Source organism: Pseudomonas sp. AC463, assembly GCF_979253585.1.
The window spans coordinates 258,220-284,996 of the sequence record NZ_CEEDDZ010000005.1 but is presented as its reverse complement, the minus strand read 5'-3'; the positions used below and the strand labels follow the sequence as shown (position 1 = coordinate 284,996).

22 protein-coding genes are annotated in these 26,777 nt (G+C 61.2%); 8 read left to right on the top strand and 14 right to left on the bottom strand.

Features of this window, described 5'->3' with window-relative positions:
* Window positions 1–236 precede the first annotated feature (236 nt).
* A complete protein-coding gene (locus AC0IYH_RS08540; protein ID WP_471833846.1) occupies window positions 237–797 on the bottom strand; it encodes a HutD/Ves family protein in 561 nt (186 codons plus the stop codon).
* Entirely contained in the window at window positions 794–1,504 is a 711-nt protein-coding gene (gene hutC, locus AC0IYH_RS08535) for a histidine utilization repressor (protein ID WP_241092364.1), read from the bottom strand. Before hutC ends, AC0IYH_RS08540 begins: the two co-directional genes overlap by 4 nt.
* Before the next feature lie 147 nt (window positions 1,505–1,651).
* Here hutC and AC0IYH_RS08530 point away from each other — a divergent pair, with 147 nt between their 5' ends.
* Window positions 1,652–3,016, top strand: a complete 1,365-nt coding sequence (locus tag AC0IYH_RS08530; protein WP_471833844.1) for a formimidoylglutamate deiminase — start codon at window positions 1,652–1,654, stop codon at window positions 3,014–3,016.
* A gap of 57 nt (window positions 3,017–3,073) precedes the next feature.
* On the opposite strand, the gene AC0IYH_RS08525 is transcribed toward AC0IYH_RS08530, so the two are convergent.
* From AC0IYH_RS08525 to AC0IYH_RS08500, 6 genes are all read right to left on the bottom strand, one after another.
* Window positions 3,074–3,643 carry a lipocalin family protein gene (locus AC0IYH_RS08525; RefSeq protein ID WP_116627490.1) on the bottom strand — a complete coding sequence of 190 codons (570 nt, stop codon included), beginning with the start codon at window positions 3,641–3,643 and terminating at the stop codon, window positions 3,074–3,076.
* A gap of 30 nt (window positions 3,644–3,673) precedes the next feature.
* Window positions 3,674–3,928: a hypothetical protein gene (locus tag AC0IYH_RS08520; protein WP_116627491.1), complete on the bottom strand. Its 255-nt coding sequence runs from the start codon at window positions 3,926–3,928 to the stop codon at window positions 3,674–3,676.
* A gap of 176 nt (window positions 3,929–4,104) precedes the next feature.
* Window positions 4,105–5,115, bottom strand: coding sequence for a class 1 fructose-bisphosphatase (locus AC0IYH_RS08515; RefSeq protein WP_003237460.1), 1,011 nt, complete (start codon window positions 5,113–5,115; stop codon window positions 4,105–4,107).
* Between the two features lie 95 nt (window positions 5,116–5,210).
* The gene (locus AC0IYH_RS08510) at window positions 5,211–6,563 is read right to left on the bottom strand and encodes a DUF3999 domain-containing protein (RefSeq protein WP_471833892.1); all 1,353 of its coding nucleotides are present in this window, start codon (window positions 6,561–6,563) and stop codon (window positions 5,211–5,213) included.
* Window positions 6,563–10,069 (bottom strand): DUF2339 domain-containing protein, encoded by a 3,507-nt coding sequence (locus AC0IYH_RS08505; RefSeq protein WP_471833841.1) that lies wholly within the window; start codon window positions 10,067–10,069, stop codon window positions 6,563–6,565. Before AC0IYH_RS08505 ends, AC0IYH_RS08510 begins: the two co-directional genes overlap by 1 nt.
* A gap of 170 nt (window positions 10,070–10,239) precedes the next feature.
* On the bottom strand, window positions 10,240–12,690 hold the full coding sequence (locus tag AC0IYH_RS08500; protein WP_116627493.1) for a glycogen/starch/alpha-glucan phosphorylase: 2,451 nt from the start codon (window positions 12,688–12,690) through the stop codon (window positions 10,240–10,242).
* A gap of 248 nt (window positions 12,691–12,938) precedes the next feature.
* Here AC0IYH_RS08500 and AC0IYH_RS08495 point away from each other — a divergent pair, with 248 nt between their 5' ends.
* Window positions 12,939–13,373 (top strand): YkgJ family cysteine cluster protein, encoded by a 435-nt coding sequence (locus AC0IYH_RS08495; RefSeq protein ID WP_024072902.1) that lies wholly within the window; start codon window positions 12,939–12,941, stop codon window positions 13,371–13,373.
* Between the two features lie 208 nt (window positions 13,374–13,581).
* Here AC0IYH_RS08495 and typA read toward each other — a convergent pair whose 3' ends face one another.
* Together typA and thiI are read right to left on the bottom strand one after the other, a co-directional pair.
* The gene (gene typA / locus AC0IYH_RS08490) at window positions 13,582–15,402 is read right to left on the bottom strand and encodes a translational GTPase TypA (protein WP_032890153.1); all 1,821 of its coding nucleotides are present in this window, start codon (window positions 15,400–15,402) and stop codon (window positions 13,582–13,584) included.
* Window positions 15,403–15,541: 139 nt separating this feature from the next.
* Window positions 15,542–16,996: a tRNA uracil 4-sulfurtransferase ThiI gene (gene thiI, locus AC0IYH_RS08485; RefSeq protein ID WP_471833838.1), complete on the bottom strand. Its 1,455-nt coding sequence runs from the start codon at window positions 16,994–16,996 to the stop codon at window positions 15,542–15,544.
* Window positions 16,997–17,330: 334 nt separating this feature from the next.
* On the opposite strand from thiI, the gene glnA reads away from it, so the two are divergent.
* From glnA to ntrC, 4 genes are all read left to right on the top strand, one after another.
* The gene (gene glnA / locus AC0IYH_RS08480) at window positions 17,331–18,737 is read left to right on the top strand and encodes a type I glutamate--ammonia ligase (RefSeq protein ID WP_032890148.1); all 1,407 of its coding nucleotides are present in this window, start codon (window positions 17,331–17,333) and stop codon (window positions 18,735–18,737) included.
* 183 nt (window positions 18,738–18,920) lie between these two features.
* The gene (locus AC0IYH_RS08475) at window positions 18,921–19,460 is read left to right on the top strand and encodes a chorismate mutase (RefSeq protein ID WP_471833836.1); all 540 of its coding nucleotides are present in this window, start codon (window positions 18,921–18,923) and stop codon (window positions 19,458–19,460) included.
* Between the two features lie 288 nt (window positions 19,461–19,748).
* Window positions 19,749–20,834, top strand: a complete 1,086-nt coding sequence (gene glnL / locus AC0IYH_RS08470) for a nitrogen regulation protein NR(II) (protein WP_056860661.1) — start codon at window positions 19,749–19,751, stop codon at window positions 20,832–20,834.
* On the top strand, window positions 20,831–22,267 hold the full coding sequence (gene ntrC / locus AC0IYH_RS08465) for a nitrogen regulation protein NR(I) (RefSeq protein WP_048723367.1): 1,437 nt from the start codon (window positions 20,831–20,833) through the stop codon (window positions 22,265–22,267). Before glnL ends, ntrC begins: the two co-directional genes overlap by 4 nt.
* A 497-nt stretch (window positions 22,268–22,764) precedes the next feature.
* Here ntrC and AC0IYH_RS08460 read toward each other — a convergent pair whose 3' ends face one another.
* Window positions 22,765–23,205: a hypothetical protein gene (locus tag AC0IYH_RS08460; protein WP_116627499.1), complete on the bottom strand. Its 441-nt coding sequence runs from the start codon at window positions 23,203–23,205 to the stop codon at window positions 22,765–22,767.
* Here AC0IYH_RS08460 and AC0IYH_RS08455 point away from each other — a divergent pair.
* Window positions 23,204–23,659, top strand: a complete 456-nt coding sequence (locus AC0IYH_RS08455; RefSeq protein ID WP_010563141.1) for a tRNA (cytidine(34)-2'-O)-methyltransferase — start codon at window positions 23,204–23,206, stop codon at window positions 23,657–23,659. The genes AC0IYH_RS08460 and AC0IYH_RS08455 overlap by 2 nt on opposite strands.
* A gap of 118 nt (window positions 23,660–23,777) precedes the next feature.
* Here AC0IYH_RS08455 and secB read toward each other — a convergent pair whose 3' ends face one another.
* From secB to AC0IYH_RS08440, 3 genes are read right to left on the bottom strand one after another with little or no spacing between them, the layout of a single operon-like run.
* A complete protein-coding gene (gene secB / locus AC0IYH_RS08450) occupies window positions 23,778–24,257 on the bottom strand; it encodes a protein-export chaperone SecB (protein WP_116627500.1) in 480 nt (159 codons plus the stop codon).
* 42 nt (window positions 24,258–24,299) lie between these two features.
* Complete coding sequence (gene grxC / locus AC0IYH_RS08445; RefSeq protein ID WP_033896917.1) at window positions 24,300–24,554, bottom strand: glutaredoxin 3; 255 nt, start codon at window positions 24,552–24,554, stop codon at window positions 24,300–24,302.
* 1 nt (window position 24,555) lies between these two features.
* Complete coding sequence (locus AC0IYH_RS08440) at window positions 24,556–24,969, bottom strand: rhodanese-like domain-containing protein (protein ID WP_116627501.1); 414 nt, start codon at window positions 24,967–24,969, stop codon at window positions 24,556–24,558.
* Between the two features lie 150 nt (window positions 24,970–25,119).
* Between AC0IYH_RS08440 and gpmI the strand changes: the two genes are divergently transcribed.
* Entirely contained in the window at window positions 25,120–26,646 is a 1,527-nt protein-coding gene (gene gpmI, locus AC0IYH_RS08435; protein WP_471833833.1) for a 2,3-bisphosphoglycerate-independent phosphoglycerate mutase, read from the top strand.
* The last annotated feature ends 131 nt before the right edge of the window (window positions 26,647–26,777 follow it).

Sequence of the window (26,777 nt, the reverse complement as noted above, 5' to 3'; positions counted from 1 at the left end):
TCGAGGCTTGATGAAATTTCTTCTGGGGATGTTTTGGAGCGAGAGCTGTTTGTCACGACAGCCTGGCTTTGCGCCACGCTGGGGCATTCGGTAACAAATTGGTGCGCAGACTGGAAACAGATTTTATGAACAGTGGAGAGCAATGTGGGAGGGGGCTTGCCCCCGATAGCAGTGTGTCAGCTAGCACATTTGCCACTGACATACCGTCATCGGGGGCAAGCCCCCTCCCACATTTTTTAACCGCGTGCGGTCAGTTCGATCAAGCAGCAGCGGCCGGATACCGAGAGATCCAAAAGCCCAGTGTTACCGTCCACCTGCAGGCAATCATGATGCCCAAGCTTCTCGCCCAGCACCTTCACCTCATCCGCCACGCTGAACACCAGCACCGTCTGCGCCGAGCTGAAAAACCGCTGCTCGCCATCCACCCACTGCAACCGCGCGTGGTAACGCTGCGGCGAGTAGATCAGGTTGAAGTCGCGGATCGGCCCGGTGATCAAGCGGCACGACACCTGGCTGTCACCCTTGAATGCGAACGGCTGCAGCGGCAACAGGCCGCGCTGCTCTTCGCCATCCACGGTCAACACCATGCCCGCGCCTTTGATCACGGTGATCACGCGCTGGTAGCCGGCGAAGGTGGAAAAACCGCCCGATTCGGCGATGTCGGCAATCGACAGGCGCCAGCCAAAACCGTCCAGGCCGTCGCCCGCATCACGGCTGATTTCTTCAGTGCTGCCGCTGCCATTTTTCCACGGCATGCGCACGTAATCGGCGGCGCGCCAGACTGTCACTGCACTCATTTGCTGAAACGTCCTTCCAGGCTATGACGGGAACCGGGGTGGATCAAACGCGCGGCGGTCACCGGCTGGCGGCCCGACCAGGTGCGTCGGCGAATCAACAGGCACGGCTCGTTGGGTTCGATCTGCAACAGCTTGCACTCGGCGGCGTCGGCGAGAATCGCTTCAACCACGTGCTCGCCTTCGGTCAGCGGCGCGACCTGGTTGAGGTAGGCATACGGGGTTTGCTGGGTGAAATCCTGTTGCAGGTATTCCGGCGCGACCAGCGCATTGACGAAGCGGTCTTCGATTTGCACAGGAATGTCGTTTTCAAAATGCACGATCAGCGAGTGGAACACCCGCCCGCCTTCGCGCATTTCCAGGGCCACGGCACGTTCGGAGCCGGCGGCCTCTTCGCCCAGGTGGATCACCTGGCAGGTGTGCCGGTGGCCGCGCGAGGCAATCTCATCGGCAATGTTGTGCACTTCAAACAGCGCCGACTGGCTCTTGGGCTCGGCGACGAAAGTGCCGACGCCCTGCATGCGCACCAGCAATCCTTCGGCGGTGAGCTCGCGCAGGGCGCGGTTGATGGTCATGCGGCTGAAGCCCAGCTGGCTGACCAGTTCGCTCTCCGACGGCACGCGGTAATGGGGCGGCCAGTTGCCGTTGAGGATCTGCTGGCTGATCATCTGTTTGACGCGGGCATACAAGGGCGCCGGACTTTCGTCCATGTGGGCAGCCAGCGAAGACTTGGCAGGCGGAGTCGGCACAGGGAATCCTTGCAGGGGGAAAAGATGCATAGATTGCCGGAGTTTACCGAGCAGGCAAACGTCTGTATATGTATATACAAATAAACACACGACCGGGGTGTTCTGATCATGTCCGCTTTCTTTGCCGAACGCGCACTGCTGCCTAATGGATGGGCCAACGATGTACGCTTTGAAGTCAGCGCCGATGGGCTGCTGACCCACGTTGAGCCGAATGCCAGTGCAGATGGCGCCGAACGGCTGAGAGGCCCGGTTTTGGCGGGCATGCCGAACCTGCACTCCCATGCGTTCCAGCGCGCGATGGCGGGCTTGGCCGAAGTGGCCGGCAACCCGAATGACAGTTTCTGGACCTGGCGCGACCTGATGTACCGCATGGTCGGCAAGATCAGCCCGGACCAATTGCAGGTCATCGCGCGCCAGCTGTATATCGAAATGCTCAAGGCCGGCTACACGTCGGTGGCCGAATTTCACTACGTGCACCACGACGCGAACGGCCAGCCTTACGCCGACCGTACGGAGCTGTCGCGCCAGATCAGCCAGGCGGCGGCCAGCAGCGGGATTGGCCTGACCTTGCTGCCGGTGCTCTACACCCACGCAGGGTTCGGCGGCCAGGCACCCAATGAGGGCCAGCGGCGGTTTATCAACAGCACGGAAAATTACCTGGACCTGCAAGCGCGCTTGCAACCGATCCTCGCGGCGCAACCGGCGCAGCAGTTGGGCCTGTGTTTTCACTCCCTGCGCGCCGTCACGCCGCAGCAGATCACGGATGTACTGGCCGCCAGTGACAAGGCTTGCCCGGTGCACATCCATATCGCCGAGCAGCAAAAAGAAGTCGACGATTGCCTGGCCTGGAGCGGCAAGCGCCCCCTGCAATGGCTGTATGACAATGTTGAAGTGGATGAGCGCTGGTGCCTGGTGCACGCCACTCATGCGGATGCCGACGAGGTCACGCGCATGGCCAGGAGCCGTGCGATTGCCGGTTTGTGCCTGACCACCGAGGCCAACCTGGGCGACGGGATTTTCCCGGCGGTGGATTTCCTCGCCCAAGGTGGGCGCATGGGTATCGGTTCCGACAGCCATGTGTCGCTGAGCGTGGTGGAGGAGTTGCGCTGGCTGGAATACGGCCAGCGCCTGCGCGACCAGCGGCGCAATCGCCTGTATCGCAGCGATCAGCCGATGGTCGGGCGCACGTTGTTCGATGCCGCGCTGGACGGCGGCGCGCAGGCGTTGGGCCAGAAGATTGGTCGATTGGAAGTGGGCAAGCGGGCGGATTGGATTGTGTTGGATGGCAACGATCCGTACCTGGCGACTGCAACCGAGGATGGGATTCTCAATCGCTGGCTGTTTGCCGGGGGCGATCGGCAAGTGCGCGATGTGTTGGTGAACGGGAAATGGGTGGTGCGGGATGGGCAGCATGCCGGAGAAGAAGACAGCGGCCGGGCGTTTACGCAGGTCTTGAGGGATCTACTCGGTTAAAAAATGTGGGAGGGGGCAAGCCCCCCCTCCCACATTTCTAACAGTGGTGCTCCAGGGTTACTGCGAAGTCTTCGCCATCTGCTTGTCTGACGTGCGGAAGATCAACCGCGTGGTGTCATACCCCTGCTGCCGCGCCCTGCTCAGCAGGTCTTCGCGGGTGTCGGCGCTCACCGTCGGTGTTCGCGACAAAATCCACATATAACGCCGGCTCGGGCTGCCGACGATCGCGGTCTTGTAATCATCGCTGACGTACAGCACCCAGTAATCGCCCTTGGCAACGCCTGGCAGCAGCGCCGTGAACCAGTTATTGAATTCGACCCAGAGCTTGTCGGTCTTGCCCGGCACTTGCGGCGTGGCCGTGCCCTTGGCTTCTTCCCACTTCCATTCGGTGGTCAGGCAGCGGTTGAACACCGACATGTCGCCGTCGGGCAACAAGGTGTAACGGGCTTCGGACTGCGCGCAGTTGCGCTGGAAATACATCGGCAATCGGGCCAACTCATACCAGGTGCCCTGGTAACGCTTGAGGTTGACGTTGCTCGCGGTCTTGGGTTGTAGATCATCGCCAGAATGGCTGGCACAGCCCGCCAATAACAGGCTGGCACAAAGAAACAAAACAAAACGCATCATTCTTCTTCTCCCGCAGGCTCTCGCCCCGGTTTACTTCAGGCCTTGCCCGGAAAACATCAGAACCTTGTCACCGGCATATTGAACGCTGATAAAGCTGTTTTTATCGCCCCAGGTGCAGCTGGACATACCCAGCGCGCCGGAACAATCGGTCGGGTTACCCAGCAACGATTCCACCTCGGCCTTGGCCATGCCAGCCGAAAGCTTCGCGTAGTTTTCTTGGTTGACCTTGCTGCAAGCGGCCAACAGCACGCAAAAAGCCAGCAAAGCGAGACGGCGTAACGACATGGAAAAACTCCTGGAGGGACAACGCAGCATGGGTATCTGCCAGAAGCTTAGAAGGGAAAAGAGGTGTCTGGTTCCCGACGAACAAAAACAAAAAAGCCCCGAAAACGCTGAAACGTTTCGGGGCTTCTTTAAGGGTGAACCGGCTCACAACAACGCCGGTCACTTATCGCAACGGGTCACTTCTTGTGGTAGGCCGTTACGCGCTCAACTTCTTCCTTCGAGCCCAGGAACACAGCCACACGCTGGTGCAGGCCTTCCGGCTGAATGTCGAGGATGCGCTGGTGGCCGTCGGTGGACGCGCCGCCCGCCTGCTCAACCAGGAACGACATCGGGTTGGCTTCGTACATCAAGCGCAGCTTGCCCGGCTTGGACGGCTCGCGGCTGTCGCGTGGGTACATGAACAGGCCACCACGGGTCAGGATGCGGTGCACGTCGGCAACCATCGCAGCCACCCAGCGCATGTTGAAGTTCTTCTTCAACGGGCCTTCTTCACCGGCCATCAGTTCGCCCACGTAGCGGGTCACCGGCTCTTCCCAGTGACGCTGGTTGGACATGTTGATCGCAAATTCCTGGGTCGACGCAGGAATGGTGATGTCTTCGTGGGTGAGCACGAAGCTGCCCATTTCGCGGTCCAGGGTGAAGCCTTTGACGCCATCGCCCAGGGTCAGCACCAGCATGGTCTGCGGGCCGTAGATCGCGTAACCGGCAGCGACCTGCTCGGTACCTGGCTGCAGGAAGGCCTTTTCGTTCAGCGCTTCGTTCTGGCTCAGGTATTCGTTCGGGCAACGCAGTACCGAGAAGATGGTGCCGACCGGGGCGTTGATGTCGATGTTGGACGAGCCGTCCAGTGGGTCGAACACCAGCAGGTAGGCGCCTTTCGGGTATTTGCCCGGGATCTGGTAGGCATTGTCCATTTCTTCGGACGCCATGCCGGCCAAGTGGCCGCCCCATTCGTTGGCTTCGAGCAGGATCTCGTTGGAGATCACGTCGAGTTTCTTCTGCACTTCGCCCTGCACGTTTTCTGTGCCCATGCTGCCCAGGACACCACCCAGCGCGCCTTTGGACACGGCGTGGCTGATTTCCTTGCAGGCACGCGCCACCACTTCGATAAGGAAGCGCAGATCGGCAGGCGTGTTGTTGCTGCGGGTCTGCTCAATCAAATAGCGACTCAAGGTAACGCGGGACATGGAAGGCTCCGGAGAATGGGGGGCTAAAAACCCGCGCAGTTTAGCGCGAGTCGGGGCTGATTTCCTCTAATCAGAGGATTTAACGCCAATAGAGTTCACGGTTTGCCCTGCGGTTTGCGCAACAGACTGTAGGCCATGGCCCCCAGCGCCGCCACACCCAGCAGGAGCACGGCCCATAGACCGAGTTTCTTCCAGTCGGCACCTGCCTCCGATGCCACCACGGCGACAGGCGCCTTGGCCGCCACCTCGCCCACGACCTTGGCCTGGCCGACACTGTTAAGACGCTCGGCGCTGTAGCCGGGGATCAAGGTCGCCAGCGGCAGGTTCGCCGCCTTCACGGTGGCATTGCCCAACGCCAGGGTAAACGGCGGTTCACCGCGCGCCAGGAACACCAACTGCGTGGCGCGCACCGCAAAGCGCAGGGCCGGCGCGTCAACGCCCAGGCCACCGCCCCGCTCGTCCACCTGCAACTTGAGTTCAGTGACGACCTGCCCTGGCAGCTGCAACTCATCCTGCACTACGTCCTGGCCGTTCTGGCTCAGGCGATACAGCAAACCATTGCTCAATGGCTGCCAGGCCTGCTTGCTGTCCCGGCGCCCGGATAACGTCACCGGCGCCAGCGTGTTCGGCTGTTTCAGCTCAACCCGCAGCCGCTCAAGATTCAGCCCCGCAGGCAACTGCCAGCTGTACTCCCCCGCCTTGAGCCGCGTACCGGCCAGCGGCTGCGACCACACCAGCGGCATCGGCAGGCTGCTGCTGGATGCGCTGGCCAGTTTGGCCGAGGTCAGCAACGGCGCCGCCTGCCCTTGCCACACCAGACGCAGGTAGCGCGCCGAGCGCCCGGGCAGGCTGACGTCATGTTGCTCCACCCGCTCATCGGCAAACGACAGGCGCGCCACTTGCCCATCGCCCCAGGATTGCCAGTGCTGCAAGTCATCGCTGGCTTCGATGCTGAAACGCTGGAAGCCCTCCTGCTCGTGGCTCCAGTCGAGGCTCAGTTGCTGCAACGGCGCCTTGATCGCACTGGCGTCCAGCACCCAGCCACGCAGCACTTGCTTGCCGGGCTTGGGCGCAGTGGCCGGTTTGATTTCCACCAGGGTGCCTTCGGTGGTGGCTTTCATCACCACACCGGGCAGGCTTTGCTGGGTGTCGGCGGCATACAGCGGGAACCACTTGACCTCGGTGACGTTGCGGCTTTCGGTGCGCTGGGCCGTCTGACGCGACAGCGCATAGGCCTGCGGCTCGCCGGCAGCGTTGAATACACGCACGTCGCTGAGGTCAGCCTGGCGCGCGCTCAACTGCACGGCCAAGGGCAACTCCAGCCGATACCACGGCCCGCTGCCACTCACCGCCAGCGGCACCTGGGAAGTGAAGTCGCCAGGCGCTTCCTGGGCCCACACCGCACCCGTCGCACACAGGCCCAGCACAACCACGCTCAACTTACCGATCAAGAGGATGCTCCTTCAGTTTCCACCACAGGTTCGGCGCGCTTGGGCGGCAGCGGGGCAAAGTAACCCACCACCAGCAACAGCCCGCCTACGCCGATAAACGACACGATCCGCGCCAGGCCGCCACGGTTGCTCAGCTCGACAAAGAACAGCTTGGCCACCACCACCGCAATCAACGCCGCACCGATCAGCCACACTTCGCGACGATGGCGCAGGTGGCCGCCGATCATCAGGCCCAACGCGATGAGGGTCCACACAATCGACAGGCCGGCCTGCACCAGCATCGATTCAAGCAACGCATCCAGCTGGAACGGCACGCCGCCCCAATGGTGGGCAGTGCGCATCACCAGCGCGGTAAAAAACGCGAACAACGAAATGCCTGCGACGCCCTGGGCGAGCAGCTCCGCACGCGGCCCGCGTTGCGGCGCCACACTGCGCGACAGCAGGTACACACCCAGCAGCGCAAACAGCAGGCCCAGGTCCAGCGGGTTAACCAGCGGCACATAGGGCAACGGCTTGGCCGTGCCGTCGCTGAATATAGTTGCCAGCCAGAACCACCCGAGCATCAGCACCGCCAACGGCAGCGCAGCCCACACGCGATATTCCCGTGGATACGCCGACACCGGCCACGGCCAGGTGCGCGGCGCAGCGGCCAGCACCAGGTACAGGCTTGGCAGAATCGCCCAGCCCAGCCAGCGCCAGGCGTTGTATTCGGCCGACAGCCGCAGCAGGCCGTAACGTAGCTCCAGTGCGAGAATGCCGATCAGCATCCAGCAACCGAGCACATGGGCGATGCTCAGTGCCCTGCCCGGAACCACGGCCGCCAAACGTCGCAGCGAGAAGAAATGCACGATAAACACCGCCAGCCAGGCCAACCAGCCGAAGTGCGCAGCCGGGTGGTAGTAGGCGCTGGCAGACACTAGCAACGCCACGCCCACCGCCGGCATCAGCAGGGTGCACAGCGCACCCAGCGAGGCCCAGCGCAGTCGAACCGCGCCCAGCGCCCACATCGCCACGCTTACCGCCGTGAGGCCCAGCAGGCATTCGCCCAGCAACTCTTTGGGGATAAAGCGCAACACTTCACCCGCCAAGGCCAACGTCCACCAGCCTGCGCCCCACACCAACAGTACGTCGGACAGGCGCTGCAGTTTCAACACGGCAAACACCGGCGCATGGGGTTCACGCTGCAAGCGCCAGGCGCCGACCAGCGCGGCCAGGCCCAATACCATCGGCGTCCAGAACCCGCTGTGGGCCAGCGGGCGCAAACCCTCGGCGTTCAACGGACCCAGCAGCTCCGGCACCGCCACCAGGAACGAGGCGCCGCCGACCACTTGCAGCAGCAACCCGAACACAAAGCTGACGCGCTGTTGCAGGTACAGGCTCAGCCAGATGATCAACAACCCACTGGCCGCCCACACGCCGCTCGCGCTTTCCCACGGCAGTACGAACAGCACCGCGAGGTTGATCAGCACCAGCCCGGCCAGCAAGACCACCGACAACCCGCGCAGCAGGCGCACATCGCCGCGCACCATATCGTCGCGTGCCGCCAGCAGCATGCCGCCGACCAGCGCCAGGCCGATCAGCGAAGCGGTCAGCAACCCAGTCCAACCGGCATTGAACACCGCCGCGCCGTCACCGCCCTGCAAGCGCAACAGGAACAACGCGCCGCCCAGCAGTTGCACGGCGAAGGCAGTAAACAGGAAGGTCCGCGAGCCGATGCGCAGGCCAACAAACAGTGTTACCAGACCGGCGATCGCCCAACTGATGGCCGTGCCCTGGGTCAGCAACAGCAGCGGCGCCAGCAGGTACAAACAGCTCAGGCCCAGGCTCGCCAGCACGGGCAGGCCTTTGCGCTCCCAATCCAATGCCTGCTCGGCGGACGCCTTGCGCAACTGGTCGAAGCTGAACAACAACGCCGCACCGAGCAACAACGCGCCCAACGGCGCGCCCTCGAGCAACGTGAGTTCGCCGACGCGCAATTCGCTGAGAAACGCCAGCGCCGAACCCAGCTGCAATAACAGGCCAAACGCCCGCGCCAACGGACGCTGCTGACGCAGGCCGAGCCAGAAGATTCCCGCGCCCTCCACCGCCCAGGCGGCGGCAGTCCAGCGTGCATCCAGGCCCAACGGAATCGCCAGGCTGGCAAAGATCACCCCCAGCGCCAGGCAGGTTTCCGCCAGCAGCAAAGCACGCCCGCCACTGAGGACGCGGGCCAGGCCCATGTAGATAATCCCCAGGCCCAAGGCGCTGAACGCGGCGGCAAATTCCAGGTGCTGCACCAGCGCGAACTGCAAGCCAAAGCCCACCAGCGGCGGGCCGAACAGCATGCTGCCGTCGACATAATCACCCTTGGATGCCGACCAGCGCAGCAGCGCGGCACGGCCCTCGGGCGCGTCGCCCATTTCCAGCAGTTTGCGCCGGGCGAACAACAGGCCGATGGCCAGGTACATCAGGAAAAACAGAATCAGGAACGGCTCGGTGCTCCACAACAGTTCCGGCGTGTACGAGCGCATGCCCCAGGCAAAACCGATGCCGAAGGTGCCGACAAAACCGATCAGGTTGAGCAGGCGCCAGGCCTTGAACCAGGCGATGGCGAGAATCCCTGCATTGAGCAAGGCAAAGTAGCTGAACAGCGCCACATGGTTGCCGGCGCCGGTGGACGTGAGGATCGGCGCGGCAAAACCACCGAGCGCGGCAGCACAGGCCAACCCCAAAGCATCCTGGGTAATCGCCAGGATCGCCGAAAACAGCGTGACCGCCACCAGCAGGCCGAGCGCCGCGCCGGGGTCGATCAACGGGTGCAGGCGCATCGCGGCAAACACCGTGAGGTACAACACCGCGATCCCGGTGCCTTGCAGCATCAGGCCGTAGTTGCTGTTGCGCAACCGCAGCCACCAGCCCAGGCCGAGCAGACCAAGGGCCGCCGCCGCAACGCCGGCGTAACGCAATTCAATCGGCACCACCATCCCTTCGGTGGCGTAGCGCAACAGGAACGCCAGGCCGAGGAACAACAGCACCACGCCGACCCGCAGCACGGTGTTGCCGCCGAACAGCCAATTGCGCGCGCCGCTGATGGCGCGTTCGATCAGGTTGGGGCCACGGGGGATGGCGGGTTCTTTCGGTTGAGGGGTTGGAGCGGGCGCCCACACGGCAGCCGGCAGCGGCTGGCTGGGTTCGGCAACCATTGCGACAGGGGCGAGTTCGACAGGCAACTCCCAGACAAGCTCGGGCGCTTTGGCAACGGGTGTGGGCTCAGGGGTTTCGACGATGGCATTGCTCGGCGGCGCGGGCACTTCCAGCTGCCGCAGGCGATCACCTAACGCGATCAACGCCTTTTGCGTGGTTTCCAACTGACGCGCCTGCTGGTCTGCCTGAGTCGCCAGCTTGGACAGGCGAATCGCCTGGCCAATGCCCAGGCCCAGCAGCGCACCGATGCCGGCATCGTAGAACGACTCATCGAGCGTCCAGCCGAGCACCAGGCCAATCAGCGTGAAAATCCATTGCATGGTCGATATCCCTGTCCAGCCCGAGGCGGGCAAACCGGGGCCTAGTATATCGACGCGAGGCCAATGTGGGAGGGGGCTTGCCCCCGATGGCAGTGCACCAGTCTACATATCTGCAAACTGGTACTCCGCTATCGGGGGCAAGCCCCCTCCCACATTTGGAACAACGGTGTTTAATCGAGGGCTTTCCAGATTTCGGTCGCGTACTCGCGGATTGTGCGGTCCGAGCTGAACCACCCCATCCGCGCGGTATTCAGCACCGCCGAGCGCCACCATGCCTTGGAGTCATGCCAATGCGCTTCGACCCGTGCCTGGGCATCCCAGTAGGAATCGAAGTCGGCGCACACCAGGAAGCGGTCGTAGTCGATCAGGCCGTCGATCAGGCCCACATAGCGGCCTGGGTCATCCGGCGAGAACACCCCGCCACGGATCGCTTGCAGCACATCGTTGAGGCGATGGGAGGCGGCGATATCCGGCCCGGCGTTGAACTCCCCGGCGTGCTTGCGGGCTTCCACCTGCTGCGCGCTGAGGCCAAAGATAAACATGTGTTCGGCGCCAACGCGCTCGTGCATCTCTACGTTGGCGCCGTCCATGGTGCCGATGGTCAGCGCGCCGTTGAGGCCGAACTTCATGTTGCTGGTGCCCGAGGCCTCAAAGCCGGCAGTGGAGATCTGCTCCGACAAGTCAGCCGCCGGGATGATGCTTTCGGCCAGGCTCACGTTGTAGTTGGGCAGGAACACCACCTTGAGCAAACCGCGCACGGTCGGGTCGTTGTTGACGGTGCGGGCGATGTCGTTGGTCAGCTTGATGATCAGCTTGGCCTGGTGATAGCTGGCCGCGGCCTTGCCGGAGAAAATCTTCACGCGTGGCACCCAGTCGGTGCCCGGCTCGGCACGGATCGCCTGGTACAGCGCCACGGTGTGCAGCAGGTTGAGCAGTTGGCGTTTGTATTCGTGAATCCGTTTGACCTGCACGTCGAACATCGCCGCCGGGTTCACCGAAATGCCCAGGCGCTCATGGATGATCTCGGCCAGTGCCCGCTTGCTGTGCAGGCGCTGGTCGGCGAAGGCTTTGCGGAAGGTCTGTTTCTCGGCGAAGGTTTCCAGCTCCGTAAGGCGGGTTTCCATGGTGTCGAGAATGTCCGGCCCCAGGGCGTCCACCAGCATCTCGGTGAGCTTGGGATTGGCCTGGTACAGCCAGCGGCGGAAGGTGATGCCGTTGGTTTTGTTGTTGATGCGCTCCGGGTAGAGCTTGTGCAGTTCGGAGAACACGGTGCTGCGCATCAGTTGGGTGTGCAGGCCGGACACGCCGTTGACGCTATGGGAACCGAGGAACGCCAGGTTACCCATGCGCACGCGACGGCCGTTGTCTTCTTCGATCAGCGACACGGCGCGCAGCACGTCGAAGTCGTGGATGCCCTTGGCGCGCAGCGAGTCGATGTGCTGGGCATTGATCAGGTAGATGATCTGCATGTGCCGCGGCAGCATGCGTTCCATCAGGCCTACAGGCCAGGTTTCCAACGCCTCGGGCAGCAGGGTGTGGTTGGTGTAGGAAAGGGTTTCGACGGTGACGTCCCACGCTGCTTCCCATGGGATGTCGTGCAGATCGACCAATTGGCGCATCAACTCGGCCACGGCAATCGACGGGTGGGTGTCGTTGAGCTGGATCGCTGCGTGCTCGCCCAGGCTCAATACCGAGCCGTGCATGTTTTTGTGGCGGCGCAGCAGGTCTTGCAGCGAGGCGGAGACGAAGAAGTATTCCTGGCGCAGGCGCAGTTCCTGCCCCGCTTCGGTGCTGTCGGCCGGGTAAAGCACTCGGGAGATGCTTTCGGCGCGAGCCACTTCAGCCACGGCGCCCAAGTGGTCACCGGCGTTGAAGCGCTCCAGGTGCAGGTCCTCGACGGCGCGTGCACGCCAAAGGCGCAGGGTGTTGACGCTGGCACCGCGCCAGCCGACCACCGGGGTGTCATAGGCGACGGCGCGCACGGTTTCATTTGGCGTCCACACCTGGATCAGCTTGCCGGAGGCATCCGGCAGGGTTTCGACGCTGCCGCCAAAGCCGATCGGGTAGATCACTTCAGCGCGTTCGAACTCCCACGGGTTGCCGAAATCCAGCCAGCGTTCGGTTTGCTCCTGTTGCCAGCCATCGACAATCGCCTGACGGAACAGGCCGTGCTCATAACGAATGCCATACCCGTGGCCGGCGATGCCCAGGGTCGACATGCTTTCCATGAAGCACGCCGCCAGGCGGCCGAGGCCACCGTTGCCGAGCGCCGCGTCGGGCTCCAGCAGGCGGATGCGCTCGAGGTCCACGCCCAACTCGGACAAGGCCTCGCGGGCAATTTCCAGCACGCCGAGGTTGCTCAGGCTGTCGTAGAGCAAACGGCCGATGAGGAATTCCAGGGAGAGGTAATACACCCGCTTCTGGCCTTTGCGGTAAATACGCCGCGTGTGGTCCATCCAGTGATCGACCATCTGGTCGCGGGCGGCCAGGGCAATGGCTTCAAACCAGTCATGGTCAAAGGCGTGATCCGGGTCCTTGCCCACCGCGTAGGTGAGTTTGGTCAAGACGGCATCGCGAAATGCGGCTACCTCTGCTTCTCGTGCAAGTGGTTCCTGAGACATCAATTGCGACCTCGGGCGAGATAGAAGGAGTTGCTAGAGCCTAGACGGTCTGACAGACGGTGACCGCTCTGGTTCGGCAGTTTTTTAACGCATTTTCGACGCATGAACTTTTAAGTGGTTTTGATGCATTGGCCGTGCCTGCTTTTCCCACATGCACCGTTCAAGCGGAAATTCTGAAAATATTGTTCAAAAAACCACCAATCCCGGTATGATCGCGCGCCCGGATACAGCCCCACCTTGGAACCCTGATGAAGCCTCAACTGATCGCCGCCGCGGAACTCGACCGTCTAGAGACCTGGCAGAAATATTCCGCCCACATGTGCGGCGGCTGCGTGTCCAGCTGCTGCACGCTGCCGGTCGAGGTGAAGATCAAGGACCTGATCCGCATTGGCATCGTCGATGAGTTCGAGCGTGGCGACCCGCCGAAGAACATCGCCAAGCGGTTGCAGAAGGAAGGCATCGTCGAGCGCTACAACAACAAATCCGAGATCTTTACCCTGCAGCGCATGAGCAACAACGACTGCCTGTACCTGGATCGTAAGACCCGCTTCTGCACTATTTATGACAAGCGCCCGGATACCTGCCGCAACCACCCGAAAATCGGGCCGCGGCCGGGGTATTGCGCGTATAAGCCGAAGGAAGTGGTGCGCGAGACCAAGTTCAAGACGCTTGATAAGTTTTGATCCAAATTTTGTGGGGCTATAACTGGCCCTATCGGGAGCAAGCCCCCTCCCACATTTTGAAGCGTGAACACAGTCAAATGTGGGAGGGGCGGTGCGACGATTCGACTTGCTCCCGATGAGGCCAGCACCGTCACCACTTAATCTGCAGGCACAAAAAAACGCCCCCGGCCTTTCGACCGGGGGCGTTTTTCATTCAGCCTGAGTTAACTCAGTTCTTGGCTTTCTTGGCAGCGCGGGTACGCTCGCCTTCGTCCAGGATCTTCTTACGCAGGCGGATCGACTTAGGCGTAACTTCGCACAGCTCGTCGTCCTGGATGAATTCCAGGGCCTGTTCCAGGGTGAAGCGAACAGGTGGTACCAGAGCGATGGTTTCGTCTTTGCCCGAAGCACGCATGTTGTCGAGCTTCTTGCCTTTGGTTGGGTTGACGCCCATGTCGTTGTCACGGCTGTTCAGACCAACGATCTGACCGTTGTAGATCTCTTGACCGTGTTCAACGAACAGCTTGCCACGCGCCTGGAGGGTTTCCAGGGAGTAGGTCAGTGCCTTGCCGGTTTCTACCGATACCAGAACACCGTTCTGACGGCCGGACATGTCGCCGGACTTCATGGTGTCGTAGCGATCGAAGATCGAGGTCAGGATGCCAGCACCGTTGGTCAGGGTCAGGAACTGGTTACGGAAACCGATCAGACCACGAGCAGGGATGTTGTATTCCAGACGCACACGGCCTTTGCCATCCGGCACCATGTTGGTCAGGTCGCCCTTACGCAGGCCCATCTCTTCCATGACCTTGCCCTGGGATTCTTCAGGGGTGTCGATGGTGACGTTTTCGAACGGTTCCTGCTTCACGCCGTCAACCTGACGGATGATCACTTCCGGACGACCAACGCCCATTTCGAAGCCTTCGCGACGCATGGTTTCGATCAGTACCGAGAGGTGCAGCTCACCACGGCCGGAAACCTTGAACTTGTCAGCCGAGTCGCCTTCTTCAACGCGCAGTGCAACGTTGTACAGCAGCTCTTTGTCCAGACGTTCCTTGATGTTACGGGAAGTCACGAACTTGCCTTCTTTACCGCAGAAAGGCGAGTCGTTTACCTGGAAGGTCATGGAAACGGTTGGCTCGTCAACGGTCAGAGGCTTCATGGCCTCAACGTTGTCTGGCTGGCACAGGGTGTCGGAGATGAACAGCGAGTCCATACCGCTCACGCACACGATGTCGCCGGCGAAAGCTTCTTCAACGTCGATGCGGTGCAGGCCGTGGTGACCCATCAGCTTCAGGATACGACCGTTACGCTTCTTGCCGTCGGCGCCGATAGCAACAACCGGGGTGTTCGGCTTGACGCTACCACGAGCGATACGGCCAACGCCGATAACACCCAGGAAGCTGTTGTAGTCCAGTGCCGAGATTTGCATCTGGAACGGGCCGTCACGGTCAACTTTAGGAGCCGGTACGTTGTCGACGATCGACTGGTACAGCGGGGTCATGTCTTCAGCCATGTCGGTGTGTTCCAGACCGGCAATGCCGTTCAGGGCCGAGGCGTAGACGACTTTGAAGTCCAGCTGTTCTTCGGTAGCACCGAGGTTGTCGAACAGGTCGAAGATCTGGTCCAGAACCCAGTCCGGACGCGCGCCTGGACGGTCAACCTTGTTGATGCACACGATCGGACGCAGGCCGGCTTCGAAAGCCTTCTTGGTCACGAAACGGGTTTGCGGCATAGGGCCGTCTTGAGCGTCAACCAGCAGCAGAACGGAGTCAACCATCGACATTACGCGTTCAACTTCGCCGCCGAAGTCGGCGTGGCCCGGGGTGTCCACGATGTTGATGTGGTAGCCGTTCCAGTTGATAGCGGTGTTTTTAGCCAGGATGGTAATACCGCGCTCTTTTTCCTGGTCGTTGGAGTCCATCACGCGCTCGTCGTTGAGCTCGTTGCGCTCCAGGGTGCCGGATTGACGCAGGAGTTTGTCTACCAGGGTGGTTTTACCGTGGTCAACGTGAGCAATGATGGCGATGTTACGTAGATTTTCGATCACTTGTGTATCTCGATCAGAGGATTCGGTGTGCTGACAGGTCGTGGCAGCGATTAACAGTAGAGTCAGGCCTTGCCGTTACAGCTTGACGGCAGAGTCGGGGGGCCGGTGACGCAGGCCACAGGCAAACAGCCCCGGGCTCTTAGCTCGGTCGATAAACGCGCACATTGGCATACCCCTCACTGAGCAAATGGTGGGCATGCAGGCGACTCATCACGCCTTTGTCGCAATACAGCAGGTACTGACGGCTGTTATCCAGTTCCTTGAAACGCGCGTTCAGTGCGTAGAACGGCAGCGTTTGCACGTCGATGCCAGTGATTTCCAGCGGCTCATCTTCGGCGGCATCCGGGTGACGGATGTCGACGACGATCTGGCCGGCCAGGGCTTCGCTGACTTCTTCGATCTGCACATCCTGGCCCAATTCGTCGATTACGCGATCGATCGGGACCAGTTTGGCGTTCTCGAGCGCACGCTCCAGAATCGCCATATCAAACTGTTGTTCTTCATATTCCACGCGGTTGCGCTTGGCGTGGGTCTTGGGGTTCACCGAAATGACCCCGCAGTACTCAGGCATATGCTTGGCAAAGTCGGCGGTGCCGATTTCTTCTGCCAGGTCGATGATGTCCTGTTTGTGGCTGGCGATCAGCGGGCGCAAGACCAGCTTCTCGGTGACGCAATCAATCAGCGACAGGTTCGGCAGCGTCTGGCTCGATACCTGGGAGATCGCTTCACCGGTCACCAACGCGTCAATCTGCAATTGATCGGCGATTCGGGACGCAGCGCGCAACATCATACGCTTCAATACCACGCCCATATGACTGTTATCGACTTTGCCGAGAATTTCGCCCAGCACTTCCTCGAACGGTACGCTCACAAATAGCACGCGTTGGGAGCTGCCGTACTTCTTCCAGATAAAGTGCGCGACTTCCATCACGCCCAATTCGTGTGCACGCCCGCCCAGGTTAAAGAAGCAGAAGTGGCTCATCAGGCCGCGGCGCATGATCTGGTAGGCCGCCACCGTGGAATCGAAACCGCCGGACATAAGCACCAGGGTCTGTTCCAGGGCGCCCAGCGGGTAGCCGCCGATGCTGTTGTGCTGGCTGTGGATCACAAACAACCGTTGGTCGCGAATTTCCATGCGCACTTCAATTTGCGGCGCTTTCAAGGAAATTCCGGCGGCACCGCACTCGCGACGCAACTTGCTGCCGACGTATTTCTCGACGTCCATGGAGCTGAACGTGTGCTTGCCGGCACGCTTGCAGCGCACCGAAAAAATCTTGCCCTCGATCTCACTGCCGAAGTGCTGTTTGCACTTCTCGGTGATGTCGTCGAAGTCGCCCAGCGGGTACTCATCCACCTGCAGGAAATGCGCGATGCCCGGCATGCAGCTCAGGCGCTCGGTCATGTCCTTCAAGGCTTTGGCGTCGGTGATGCGGGTTTCCAGCTCGAGGTTGTCCCACACGCCATTCACCACCACAGCCGGGTCCAGGTCACGGAGCACGGCACGGATGTTCTTGGCCAACTGACGGATGAAACGCGTCCGTACCGGTCGGCTCTTGATGGTGATTTCGGGGAAGACTTTAACGATTAATTTCATGGAAACAGCGCGCGCCGGGCCTGCTGAAAAAGGGGGGCGCGGATTATAGCGGAAATCGCTCAAGGTTTAACCAGTTAATATGCACAGACCTCGATGCGCACTAAAGCAGTGCATTTACACGCGTTTACGCCACATTGCGGTGCGCTATTTTTGCGCTTTTGTCGCAATGCACCTTTATAGGGGCGTTTTTGGAGCAAAAAACCCATGTTGGCGCACTGGCATGCAATTTGCTCTCTTGTGAGGCAGGTTGCCATGGCGGACTATCCGCGCCGGCATCACCCACATTCTAAGGGCTAACTCCACTACCCCAGCCCGAAGCCACCCGGAGGACACTATGTCGAAGTCGGTTCAACTCATCAAAGATCATGACGTTAAATGGATTGATCTGCGCTTCACGGACACCAAAGGCACTCAGCACCACGTGACCATGCCGGCTCGCGATGCGCTGGATGATGCTTTCTTCGAAGAAGGCAAAATGTTCGACGGTTCCTCCATTGCCGGCTGGAAAGGCATCGAAGCCTCCGACATGATCCTGATGCCGGACGACAGCACTGCCGTGCTGGACCCGTTCACCGAAGAAGCCACCCTGATCCTGGTGTGCGACGTGATCGAGCCGTCGACCATGCAAGGCTACGACCGCGACCCACGTGCGATCGCCAAGCGTGCCGAGGAATACCTGAAGTCCACCGGTATCGGTGACACCGTATTCGTAGGTCCGGAGCCAGAATTCTTCATCTTCGACCAAGTCAAGTTCAAGTCCGACATCTCCGGCTCCATGTTCAAGATCTACTCCGAACAAGGTTCGTGGATGTCCGACCAGGACGTGGAAGGCGGCAACCATGGCCACCGTCCAGGCATCAAAGGTGGCTACTTCCCGGTTCCGCCGTTCGACCACGACCACGAAATCCGTACCTCCATGTGCAACGCCATGGAAGACATGGGCCTGGTCATCGAAGTGCACCACCACGAAGTGGCCACTGCCGGCCAGAACGAAATCGGTGTGAAGTTCAACACCCTGGTGGCCAAGGCTGACGAAGTTCAGACCCTGAAGTACTGCGTACACAACACTGCCGTTGCTTACGGCCGTACCGCTACCTTCATGCCTAAGCCGCTGTACGGCGATAACGGTTCGGGTATGCACGTTCACCTGTCCATCGCCAAAGATGGCAAGAACACGTTTGCTGGCGAAGGTTATGCCGGCCTGTCCGACACCGCCCTGTACTTCATCGGCGGTATCATCAAGCACGGTAAGGCCCTGAACGGCTTCACCAACCCGTCGACCAACTCCTACAAGCGTCTGGTCCCAGGTTTCGAAGCGCCAGTAATGCTGGCCTACTCGGCTCGCAACCGTTCCGCCTCGATCCGTATTCCTTACGTGTCCAGCCCTCGCGCTCGCCGTATCGAAGCTCGCTTCCCGGATCCGGCAGCCAACCCGTACCTGGCCTTCGCTGCCTTGGTAATGGCCGGCCTGGACGGTATCCAGAACAAGATCCACCCTGGCGACGCCGCCGACAAAAACTTGTACGACCTGCCGCCTGAAGAGGCCAAAGAGATCCCACAAGTGTGCGGCAGCCTGAAAGAAGCCCTGGAAGAGCTGGACAAAGGCCGTGCGTTCCTGACCAAAGGCGGCGTGTTCAGCGACGACTTCATCGACGCTTACATCGGCCTGAAAAGCGAAGAAGAAATCAAGGTTCGCACCTTCGTACACCCACTGGAATACGAGCTGTACTACAGCTGCTGATCCAGTAGCGCTGCTTAACGTGGCGTGACAAAAAAGACCTCCTTCGGGAGGTCTTTTTTTGCCCGGGATTCACCCAAGGCAAACGCACAACGTAAGGTAGCGCCAGATTGACACTGCTCTTGATCTGCAAACCCAATCCAAAATGTGGGAAAGGGCAAGCCCCCTCCCACCAGGAGATCACCGTTGAAACATTGCCTTGTGTCCGCCCTGCTGCTCTTCAGCGCCTACGCATCCGCTGCACCTCCCACCACCCTAGCCCCACTGCTTAACAGCATCGCCGAGCGCCTGGAAATCGCCGACCAAGTGGCCCTGAGCAAATGGGACAGCCACAAGCCCGTAGAGGACAAAACGCGCGAACAAGAAGTGATCGCCAGCGTCGTCGCCCAGGCACCGAGCTACAAATTGGCCCCTGCCGCCGCCGAGCAGTTTTTCTCCGCGCAGATTGAAGCGAACAAACTGGTGCAGTACACCCACCTCTCCGACTGGCAGTTCCAGGGCAAGGCGCCTGACGATCCGCGCCCGGACCTGGTGAAGCAAATCCGCCCGCAGTTGGACCAGTTGCAAAAACGCCTGCTGCAGCAATTGGCGGACTTCACCCCACAGCGCACCGACCCGCAGTGCGCGCAGTGGCTGGCCGAAGCGGTGCATGAGCCGCTGAACGACCCGCTGCGCCAGCTCGCAATGATCCGCGCCACCGCCGAGCTGTGTATCTACAAAGGCTAACGCCCGCTCCTACATTTGAATTGCCTACGTTCAGGTGCTTGTGTACAGGTTCCTGAACAACCTTCACAAAACCGCACTATATTGGTGCGATAGCCTGCACCCTTCCCACCGACCCACACCATTTTGGTTCGAAACTTCCCGTGTAAGCTGGCAGAACGCCACAGTTTCGAGCCTAAAACCCCTATTTCAGGGGTTTAACGCTTCTTTTCGGAGCCTTGGTTTGGTTTTTGCATTTTCCTTGTATCAGCGTGTGCCTCAAGCCCGCGCCTTGCTCCAAAAGAGGTCCTGATGACCATCAGCGATGCACTGCACCGTTTGCTACTCGACAACCTGACTACCGCAACCATCCTGCTCAACGACGACCTGCGTCTTGAGTACATGAACCCGGCAGCGGAGATGCTCCTGGCCATCAGCGGCCAGCGCAGCCATGGGCAGTTCATCAGCGAGCTGTTCACCGAGTCGGCCGAAGCCTTGAGCTCGTTGCGCCAGGCAGTGGAGCAGGCACACCCGTTTACCAAGCGCGAGGCGATGCTCACGGCCCTGACCGGCCAGACGCTGACCGTCGACTACGCCGTGACCCCGATCCTGAGCAACGGTGCCACGTTGCTGTTGCTCGAAGTGCACCCCCGCGACCGCCTGCTGCGCATCACCAAAGAAGAAGCGCAGCTGTCCAAGCAGGAAACCAGCAAGATGCTGGTGCGCGGCCTCGCCCATGAGATCAAGAACCCGCTGGGCGGCATTCGCGGCGCGGCGCAGTTGCTGGCCCGCGAGCTGCCCGAAGAGCACCTCAAGGACTACACCAACGTCATCATTGAAGAGGCCGATCGCCTGCGCAACCTGGTGGACCGCATGCTCGGCTCCAACAAGCTGCCCTCGCTGGCGATGACTAACGTGCATGAGGTACTGGAGCGCGTTTGCCAGCTGGTCGAGGCCGAAAGCCAAGGCTGCATCACCCTGGTGCGCGACTACGACCCGAGTATTCCCGACGTATTGATCGACCGCGAACAGATGATCCAGGCGGTGCTCAATATCGTGCGCAACGCCATGCAGGCCATCAGCAGCCAGAACGAGCTGCGCCTGGGCCGCATCAGCCTGCGCACCCGCGCCCTGCGCCAGTTCACCATCGGTCACGTGCGCCACCGCCTGGTCACCAAGGTCGAGATCATCGACAACGGCCCGGGCATTCCTGCGGAACTCCAGGAAACCATCTTCTTTCCCATGGTCAGCGGCCGCCCGGACGGTACCGGGCTGGGCCTGGCCATTACCCAGAACATCATCAGCCAGCACCAGGGTCTGATCGAATGTGAGAGCCATCCCGGCCACACCACGTTCTCGATCTTTCTGCCTCTGGAACAAGGAGCCCCATCGACATGAGCCGTAGTGAAACTGTCTGGATCGTCGATGACGACCGTTCTATCCGCTGGGTCCTCGAGAAAGCCTTGCAACAGGAAGGCATGACCACCCAGAGCTTCGACAGCGCCGACGGGGTGATGAGCCGCCTGGCCCGCCAGCAGCCCGACGTGATCATCTCTGACATCCGCATGCCCGGCGCCAGTGGCCTGGACCTGCTGGCGCGGATCCGCGAGCAGCACCCGCGCCTGCCGGTGATCATCATGACCGCGCACTCGGACCTGGACAGCGCTGTCGCGTCCTACCAGGGCGGCGCCTTTGAATACCTGCCCAAGCCGTTCGACGTGGACGAGGCGGTGGCGCTGGTAAAACGCGCCAACCAGCACGCCCAGGAACAACAGAACCAGGAAGCCCCTCCGGCCCTGACCCGCACCCCGGAAATCATCGGCGAAGCGCCGGCGATGCAGGAAGTGTTTCGCGCCATCGGGCGCTTGAGCCACTCCAACATCACCGTGCTGATCAACGGCGAATCGGGTACCGGTAAAGAGCTGGTCGCCCACGCCTTGCACCGTCACAGCCCACGGGCGGCCTCGCCGTTCATTGCGCTGAACATGGCGGCGATCCCCAAGGACCTGATGGAGTCCGAGCTGTTCGGCCATGAGAAAGGCGCGTTCACCGGCGCGGCCAACCTGCGTCGCGGGCGTTTTGAACAGGCGGACGGCGGCACGCTGTTCCTCGATGAAATCGGCGACATGCCGGCCGACACCCAGACCCGCCTGCTGCGCGTATTGGCCGACGGCGAGTTCTACCGTGTTGGCGGGCACACGCCGGTCAAGGTCGACGTGCGCATCATCGCGGCCACCCACCAGAACCTCGAAACCCTGGTACACGCTGGCAAGTTCCGTGAGGACTTGTTTCACCGCCTCAACGTGATCCGCATCCACATCCCGCGCATGTCGGACCGTCGCGAAGACATCCCGACCCTGGCCCGCCACTTCCTCAGTCGCGCCGCCCAGGAGCTGGCCGTCGAGCCCAAGCTGCTGAAAAGCGAGACCGAGGAATACCTGAAGAACCTGCCGTGGCCCGGCAACGTGCGCCAACTGGAGAACACTTGCCGCTGGATCACCGTGATGGCGTCCGGGCGTGAGGTGCACATCAGCGACCTGCCGCCGGAGCTGCTGAGCCTGCCGCAGGATTCGGCCCCGGTGACCAACTGGGAACAGGCCCTGCGCCAATGGGCCGACCAGGCCCTGGCACGCGGCCAGTCCAACCTGCTGGACAGCGCCGTGCCCGCCTTCGAGCGGATCATGATCGAAACCGCCCTGAAGCACACCGCCGGCCGCCGCCGCGATGCCGCCGTGCTGCTGGGCTGGGGCCGCAACACCCTGACTCGCAAGATCAAGGAGCTGGGGATGAAGGTCGATGGTGGGGATGATGATGAGGGCGATGACGCCTAAGTCTCAATCCACTGAAAACCGGATGTGAAATCTAATGTGGGAGGGGCAAGCCCCCTCCCACATTTGGATCTTCTATAGTTTTGGATCTCCGCAGCGCTTAAGCACTGTGCACTGCTTCAATGCACCATGAACTAGCATCGGGCACTGACCCAACGCCTGAAACACCTGCGCAATCGAGAAAACATCAAATCCAAAAAACACCAAAGCCCCGTATCCCGGGGCTTTGCGCTTTCTGGCGAAATTTTTTGGCATAAATTGCAAATTCTGGCACGCGCCCTGCAATAACCCTTGTACAACCCAGTTTCGGGGACCTTGGTACAGGCAGGCCGAGAATCCCCTCTTTACACCCGGGGTGCTTGATGCGAATCGCGTCGCGCTCCACACCGCTTTGGGGAACCTCGGTACAGGCAGGCCGGGGATTCCCTCTTTAACACCGAAGCCTCTGGCTTCACCCCGTTTTGGGAGCCCTGGTACAGGCAGGCCGGGAACTCCCTCTTTTATTGCTCTTGGAGATGGATCGCAAGCCGCCAGCGGCCATCGGCCTCCTCGCCCCTCCACTCCCCACGCAACGGCCGCGCCGCCACCAGGTTCAGCAGCAAGCCGCCATCGGTCTTGCGCACGCGCCAGTTCACATCCTTGCCATTGACCTTGATTTGCCCATTGGCAGCCTTGCCTTGCGCATCGAACAGCAGCGCCACGGTGCCGTCGACAAGCTCGCCGTGCAGCTTGGGTTCACTGTTGAACCACACCACCACGCCATCCACCGCCGTCTCGACCTGTTGCAGCTCAACCGGGTCCGGGGTGGTGAGGCGGCCGATCATCAGGCCCACCATCAGGCCGACAATCGCCAATGAGCCCATGACCCTCGGCATTAGCTTCGGTCTTGGGTCCTCTTCGGGGGTAGAATGCAGCGCATCTTTACCTTCGGAGCCGTGCATGTTTCACGTCATCCTTTTTCAACCAGAAATTCCGCCGAATACCGGCAACGTTATCAGGCTGTGCGCCAACAGTGGCTGCCACCTGCATTTGATCGAGCCTTTGGGCTTTGACATGGACGACAAGCGCCTGCGCCGTGCCGGGCTGGACTATCACGAATACGCCACGCTCCAGCGCCACGCTGACCTCGCCAGCTGCCTGGAAAGCCTGGGCCACCCACGGCTGTTCGCGTTCACCACCAAGGGTTCGCGGCCGTTCCATGATGCCAGTTTTGCCGAGGGCGACGCCTTCCTGTTCGGCCCGGAAAGCCGTGGCCTGCCCGCCGAGGTCCTCGACGCCCTGCCAGACGGCCATCGCCTGCGTTTGCCGATGCGCGAGGGCTGCCGCAGCCTGAACCTGTCCAACACCGTAGCCGTCGCCGTCTACGAAGGCTGGCGCCAACTCGGTTTCAAGTAACACACATAACAAATGTGGGAGGGGGCTTGCCCCCGATGGCGGAGTGTCAGTCGACATCTAAGTGACTGATCCACCGCTATCGGGGGCAAGCCCCCTCCCACATTTTTAACGCATCGACTTATTGAACGGTCGACGAGCCTTCCTGTTGCATGCGCTGCAGCTCTTGAGCGTACAGGGCATCGAAGTTCACCGGAGCCAGCATCAGTGCCGGGAACGAGCCACGGGTCACCAGGCTGTCCAGGGTCTCACGGGCATACGGGAACAGGATGTTCGGGCAGAACGCGCCCAGGGTGTGGCTCATGGACGCATCGTCCAGGCCCTGGATCAGGAAGATACCGGCCTGTTGCACTTCAGCGATGAAGGCCACTTCTTCGCCATTCTTGACGGTGACCGACAGGGTCAGCACGACTTCGTGGAAGTCGCCTTCCAGAGCTTTTTGACGGGTGTTCAGGTCCAGCGCAACGCTTGGGGTCCATTCCTGGCGGAAGATGGCCGGGCTTTTCGGCGCTTCGAACGACAGGTCACGCACGTAGATCCGCTGCAGCGAGAACTGTGGGCCTTGGTCTTGCGCTGCTTCGGTGTTCTGTTGGTCAGTCATCGCAGATCCTTCTTGATCTTGGGGTCTTTTAGGGTTTAGGAGTCAGACGAGCAGCAGCGCATCGAGCTTTCCGGCGCGCTCCAGGGCGAACAGGTCGTCGCAACCACCGATGTGCCTGGCGCCGATCCAGATCTGCGGCACGGATGTGCGTCCCGCCTTCTGGGCCATTTCGGCGCGCACCTGGGGTTTGCCGTCGACCTTGATCTCTTCGAAGGCAACGCCCTTTTTCTCCAGCAAGGCCTTGGCCCGCATGCAGTAAGGGCACCAATCGCTGGAATACACGACAACCTGGCTCATATCACTTCACCAGCGGCAGGTTATCGGCCTTCCAGCTGCCGATACCGCCGGACAGTTTGGCGGCGGTGAAACCGGCCTTGAGCATTTCGCGGGCGTGGGTGCCGGCGTGCTGGCCTTGGGCGTCGACCAGAATGATGGTCTTGGCCTTGTGCTTTTCCAGCTCGGGCAAGCGCGCGATCAGCTTGTCCTGTGGGATGTTCAGGGCGCCGACGATATGGCCGGCGGCAAAATCCTTGGCCGGGCGAATGTCCACGACAACGGCCTCATCCTTGTTGACCAGTGCGGTCAGCTCCGACGTGCTCAGGCTGCGGCCACCGCGGCTCAATTCGTGAGCGATCAGCAGCGCCAGCAGGATGACGAAGGCACCCGCGAGCAGGTAGTGGGCAGTGGCAAATGCAATCAGGTGATCAACCATCAAGGAGGTTCCAGGGCGTTAAAATGGCGGTAAGTATACACAGCCGTCAGGGGGGGCCAACCCCCGTAAAGCGGTGACGTGGTCGGAACTTCGCTTTAAACTGCCACTCCCTTTTCAATTGTCTTCCTTATTACCGCCGCGAGAGGATCTATGACTACCACGCCTAAACCTTTGGTCCTGATAATTCTCGATGGCTTCGGACACAGTGAAAGCCACCACGACAACGCGGTGTACGCGGCCAGGAAGCCGGTCCTCGACCGCCTTGTCGCCAGCGTACCCAACGGCCTGATCTCCGGCTCCGGCATGGATGTGGGCCTGCCGGACGGCCAGATGGGCAACTCGGAAGTCGGCCACATGAATCTCGGCGCCGGACGAGTGGTCTATCAGGACTTCACCCGCGTGACCAAATCGATCCGCGACGGCGAGTTCTTCGAGAACCCGACCATCTGCGCAGCGGTGGATAAAGCAGTCGCCGCCGGCAAGGCCGTGCACTTCATGGGCCTGCTGTCGGACGGTGGCGTGCACAGCCACCAGGACCACCTGGTCGCCATGGCCGAACTGGCCTTCAAGCGCGGCGCCGACAAGATCTACCTGCACGCCTTCCTCGACGGCCGCGACACCCCGCCGAAAAGCGCGCAATCCTCCATCGAGCTGCTGGACACCACCTTCGCCGCCCTCGGCAAGGGCCGCATCGCCAGCATCGTTGGCCGTTACTTCGCCATGGACCGCGACAACCGCTGGGACCGCGTGTCCCAGGCCTACAACCTGATCGTCGACGGCCAGGCCGAATTCAATGCCGCCACCGCCCAGGAAGGCCTGCAAGCCGCCTACGCCCGTGGCGAGAGCGATGAATTCGTCAAGGCCACCACCATCGGTGAGCCGGTGAAGGTTGAAGACGGCGACGCCGTAGTGTTCATGAACTTCCGCGCCGACCGCGCCCGCGAGCTGAGCCGCGTGTTTGTCGAAGACGGCTTCAAGGAATTCGAGCGCGCGCGCCAGCCAAAGGTCCAGTACGTGGGCCTGACCCAGTACGCCGCCAGCATCCCGGCCCCCGCCGCTTTCGCCGCCGGCAGCCTGGACAACGTGCTGGGCGACTACCTGGCCAAAAACGGCAAGACCCAGCTGCGCATCGCCGAAACCGAGAAATACGCCCACGTGACCTTCTTCTTCTCCGGCGGACGTGAAGAACCGTTCCCGGGCGAAGAACGCATCCTGATCCCGTCGCCAAAGGTCGCCACCTACGACCTGCAGCCGGAAATGAGCGCGCCGGAAGTCACCGACAAGATCGTCGACGCCATCGAACACCAGCGTTACGACGTGATCGTAGTCAACTACGCCAACGGCGACATGGTCGGCCACAGCGGCAACCTCGAAGCGGCCACCAAGGCCGTGGAATGCCTGGACCTGTGCGTCGGCCGCATCGTCGACGCCCTGGAAAAGGTCGGCGGCGAAGCGCTGATCACTGCCGACCACGGCAACTGCGAGCAGATGTCCGACGAATCCACCGGCCAGGCCCACACCGCCCACACCACCGAGCCGGTGCCGTTCATCTATGTCGGCAAGCGTGATTTCAAGGTGCGTGACGGCGGCGTGCTGGCGGACGTAGCGCCGACCATGCTGATGCTGATGGGGCTGGAGAAGCCGGTGGAGATGACCGGGACTTCGATCCTGGTTTGATCTAAAAAACGCCGCGAAACAATGTGGGAGGGGGCTTGCCCCCGATAGCAGTGGCTCAGCCAGCCTATATTTAGCTGACACACCGCCATCGGGAGCAAGCCCCCTCCCACATTGGATCTCCAGTGTTTAGA

Excerpts from the sequence above, each read along its gene's own strand:
- AC0IYH_RS08495 (WP_024072902.1), top strand. The coding sequence starts at position 12,939 with ATGAAGCCTCAACTGATCGCCGCCGCGGAACTCGACCGTCTAGAGACC.
- thiI (WP_471833838.1), bottom strand. The coding sequence starts at position 16,996 with ATGAAATTAATCGTTAAAGTCTTCCCCGAAATCACCATCAAGAGCCGA.
- AC0IYH_RS08540 (WP_471833846.1), bottom strand. The coding sequence starts at position 797 with ATGAGTGCAGTGACAGTCTGGCGCGCCGCCGATTACGTGCGCATGCCG.
- AC0IYH_RS08520 (WP_116627491.1), bottom strand. The coding sequence starts at position 3,928 with ATGTCGTTACGCCGTCTCGCTTTGCTGGCTTTTTGCGTGCTGTTGGCC.
- AC0IYH_RS08505 (WP_471833841.1), bottom strand. The coding sequence starts at position 10,069 with ATGCAATGGATTTTCACGCTGATTGGCCTGGTGCTCGGCTGGACGCTC.
- hutC (WP_241092364.1), bottom strand. The coding sequence starts at position 1,504 with ATGGACGAAAGTCCGGCGCCCTTGTATGCCCGCGTCAAACAGATGATC.
- secB (WP_116627500.1), bottom strand. The coding sequence starts at position 24,257 with ATGACTGACCAACAGAACACCGAAGCAGCGCAAGACCAAGGCCCACAG.
- ntrC (WP_048723367.1), top strand. The coding sequence starts at position 20,831 with ATGAGCCGTAGTGAAACTGTCTGGATCGTCGATGACGACCGTTCTATC.
- AC0IYH_RS08460 (WP_116627499.1), bottom strand. The coding sequence starts at position 23,205 with ATGCACGGCTCCGAAGGTAAAGATGCGCTGCATTCTACCCCCGAAGAG.
- AC0IYH_RS08525 (WP_116627490.1), bottom strand. The coding sequence starts at position 3,643 with ATGATGCGTTTTGTTTTGTTTCTTTGTGCCAGCCTGTTATTGGCGGGC.
- glnL (WP_056860661.1), top strand. The coding sequence starts at position 19,749 with ATGACCATCAGCGATGCACTGCACCGTTTGCTACTCGACAACCTGACT.
- AC0IYH_RS08440 (WP_116627501.1), bottom strand. The coding sequence starts at position 24,969 with ATGGTTGATCACCTGATTGCATTTGCCACTGCCCACTACCTGCTCGCG.
- glnA (WP_032890148.1), top strand. The coding sequence starts at position 17,331 with ATGTCGAAGTCGGTTCAACTCATCAAAGATCATGACGTTAAATGGATT.
- grxC (WP_033896917.1), bottom strand. The coding sequence starts at position 24,554 with ATGAGCCAGGTTGTCGTGTATTCCAGCGATTGGTGCCCTTACTGCATG.
- AC0IYH_RS08530 (WP_471833844.1), top strand. The coding sequence starts at position 1,652 with ATGTCCGCTTTCTTTGCCGAACGCGCACTGCTGCCTAATGGATGGGCC.
- AC0IYH_RS08500 (WP_116627493.1), bottom strand. The coding sequence starts at position 12,690 with ATGTCTCAGGAACCACTTGCACGAGAAGCAGAGGTAGCCGCATTTCGC.
- gpmI (WP_471833833.1), top strand. The coding sequence starts at position 25,120 with ATGACTACCACGCCTAAACCTTTGGTCCTGATAATTCTCGATGGCTTC.
- AC0IYH_RS08455 (WP_010563141.1), top strand. The coding sequence starts at position 23,204 with ATGTTTCACGTCATCCTTTTTCAACCAGAAATTCCGCCGAATACCGGC.
- AC0IYH_RS08515 (WP_003237460.1), bottom strand. The coding sequence starts at position 5,115 with ATGTCCCGCGTTACCTTGAGTCGCTATTTGATTGAGCAGACCCGCAGC.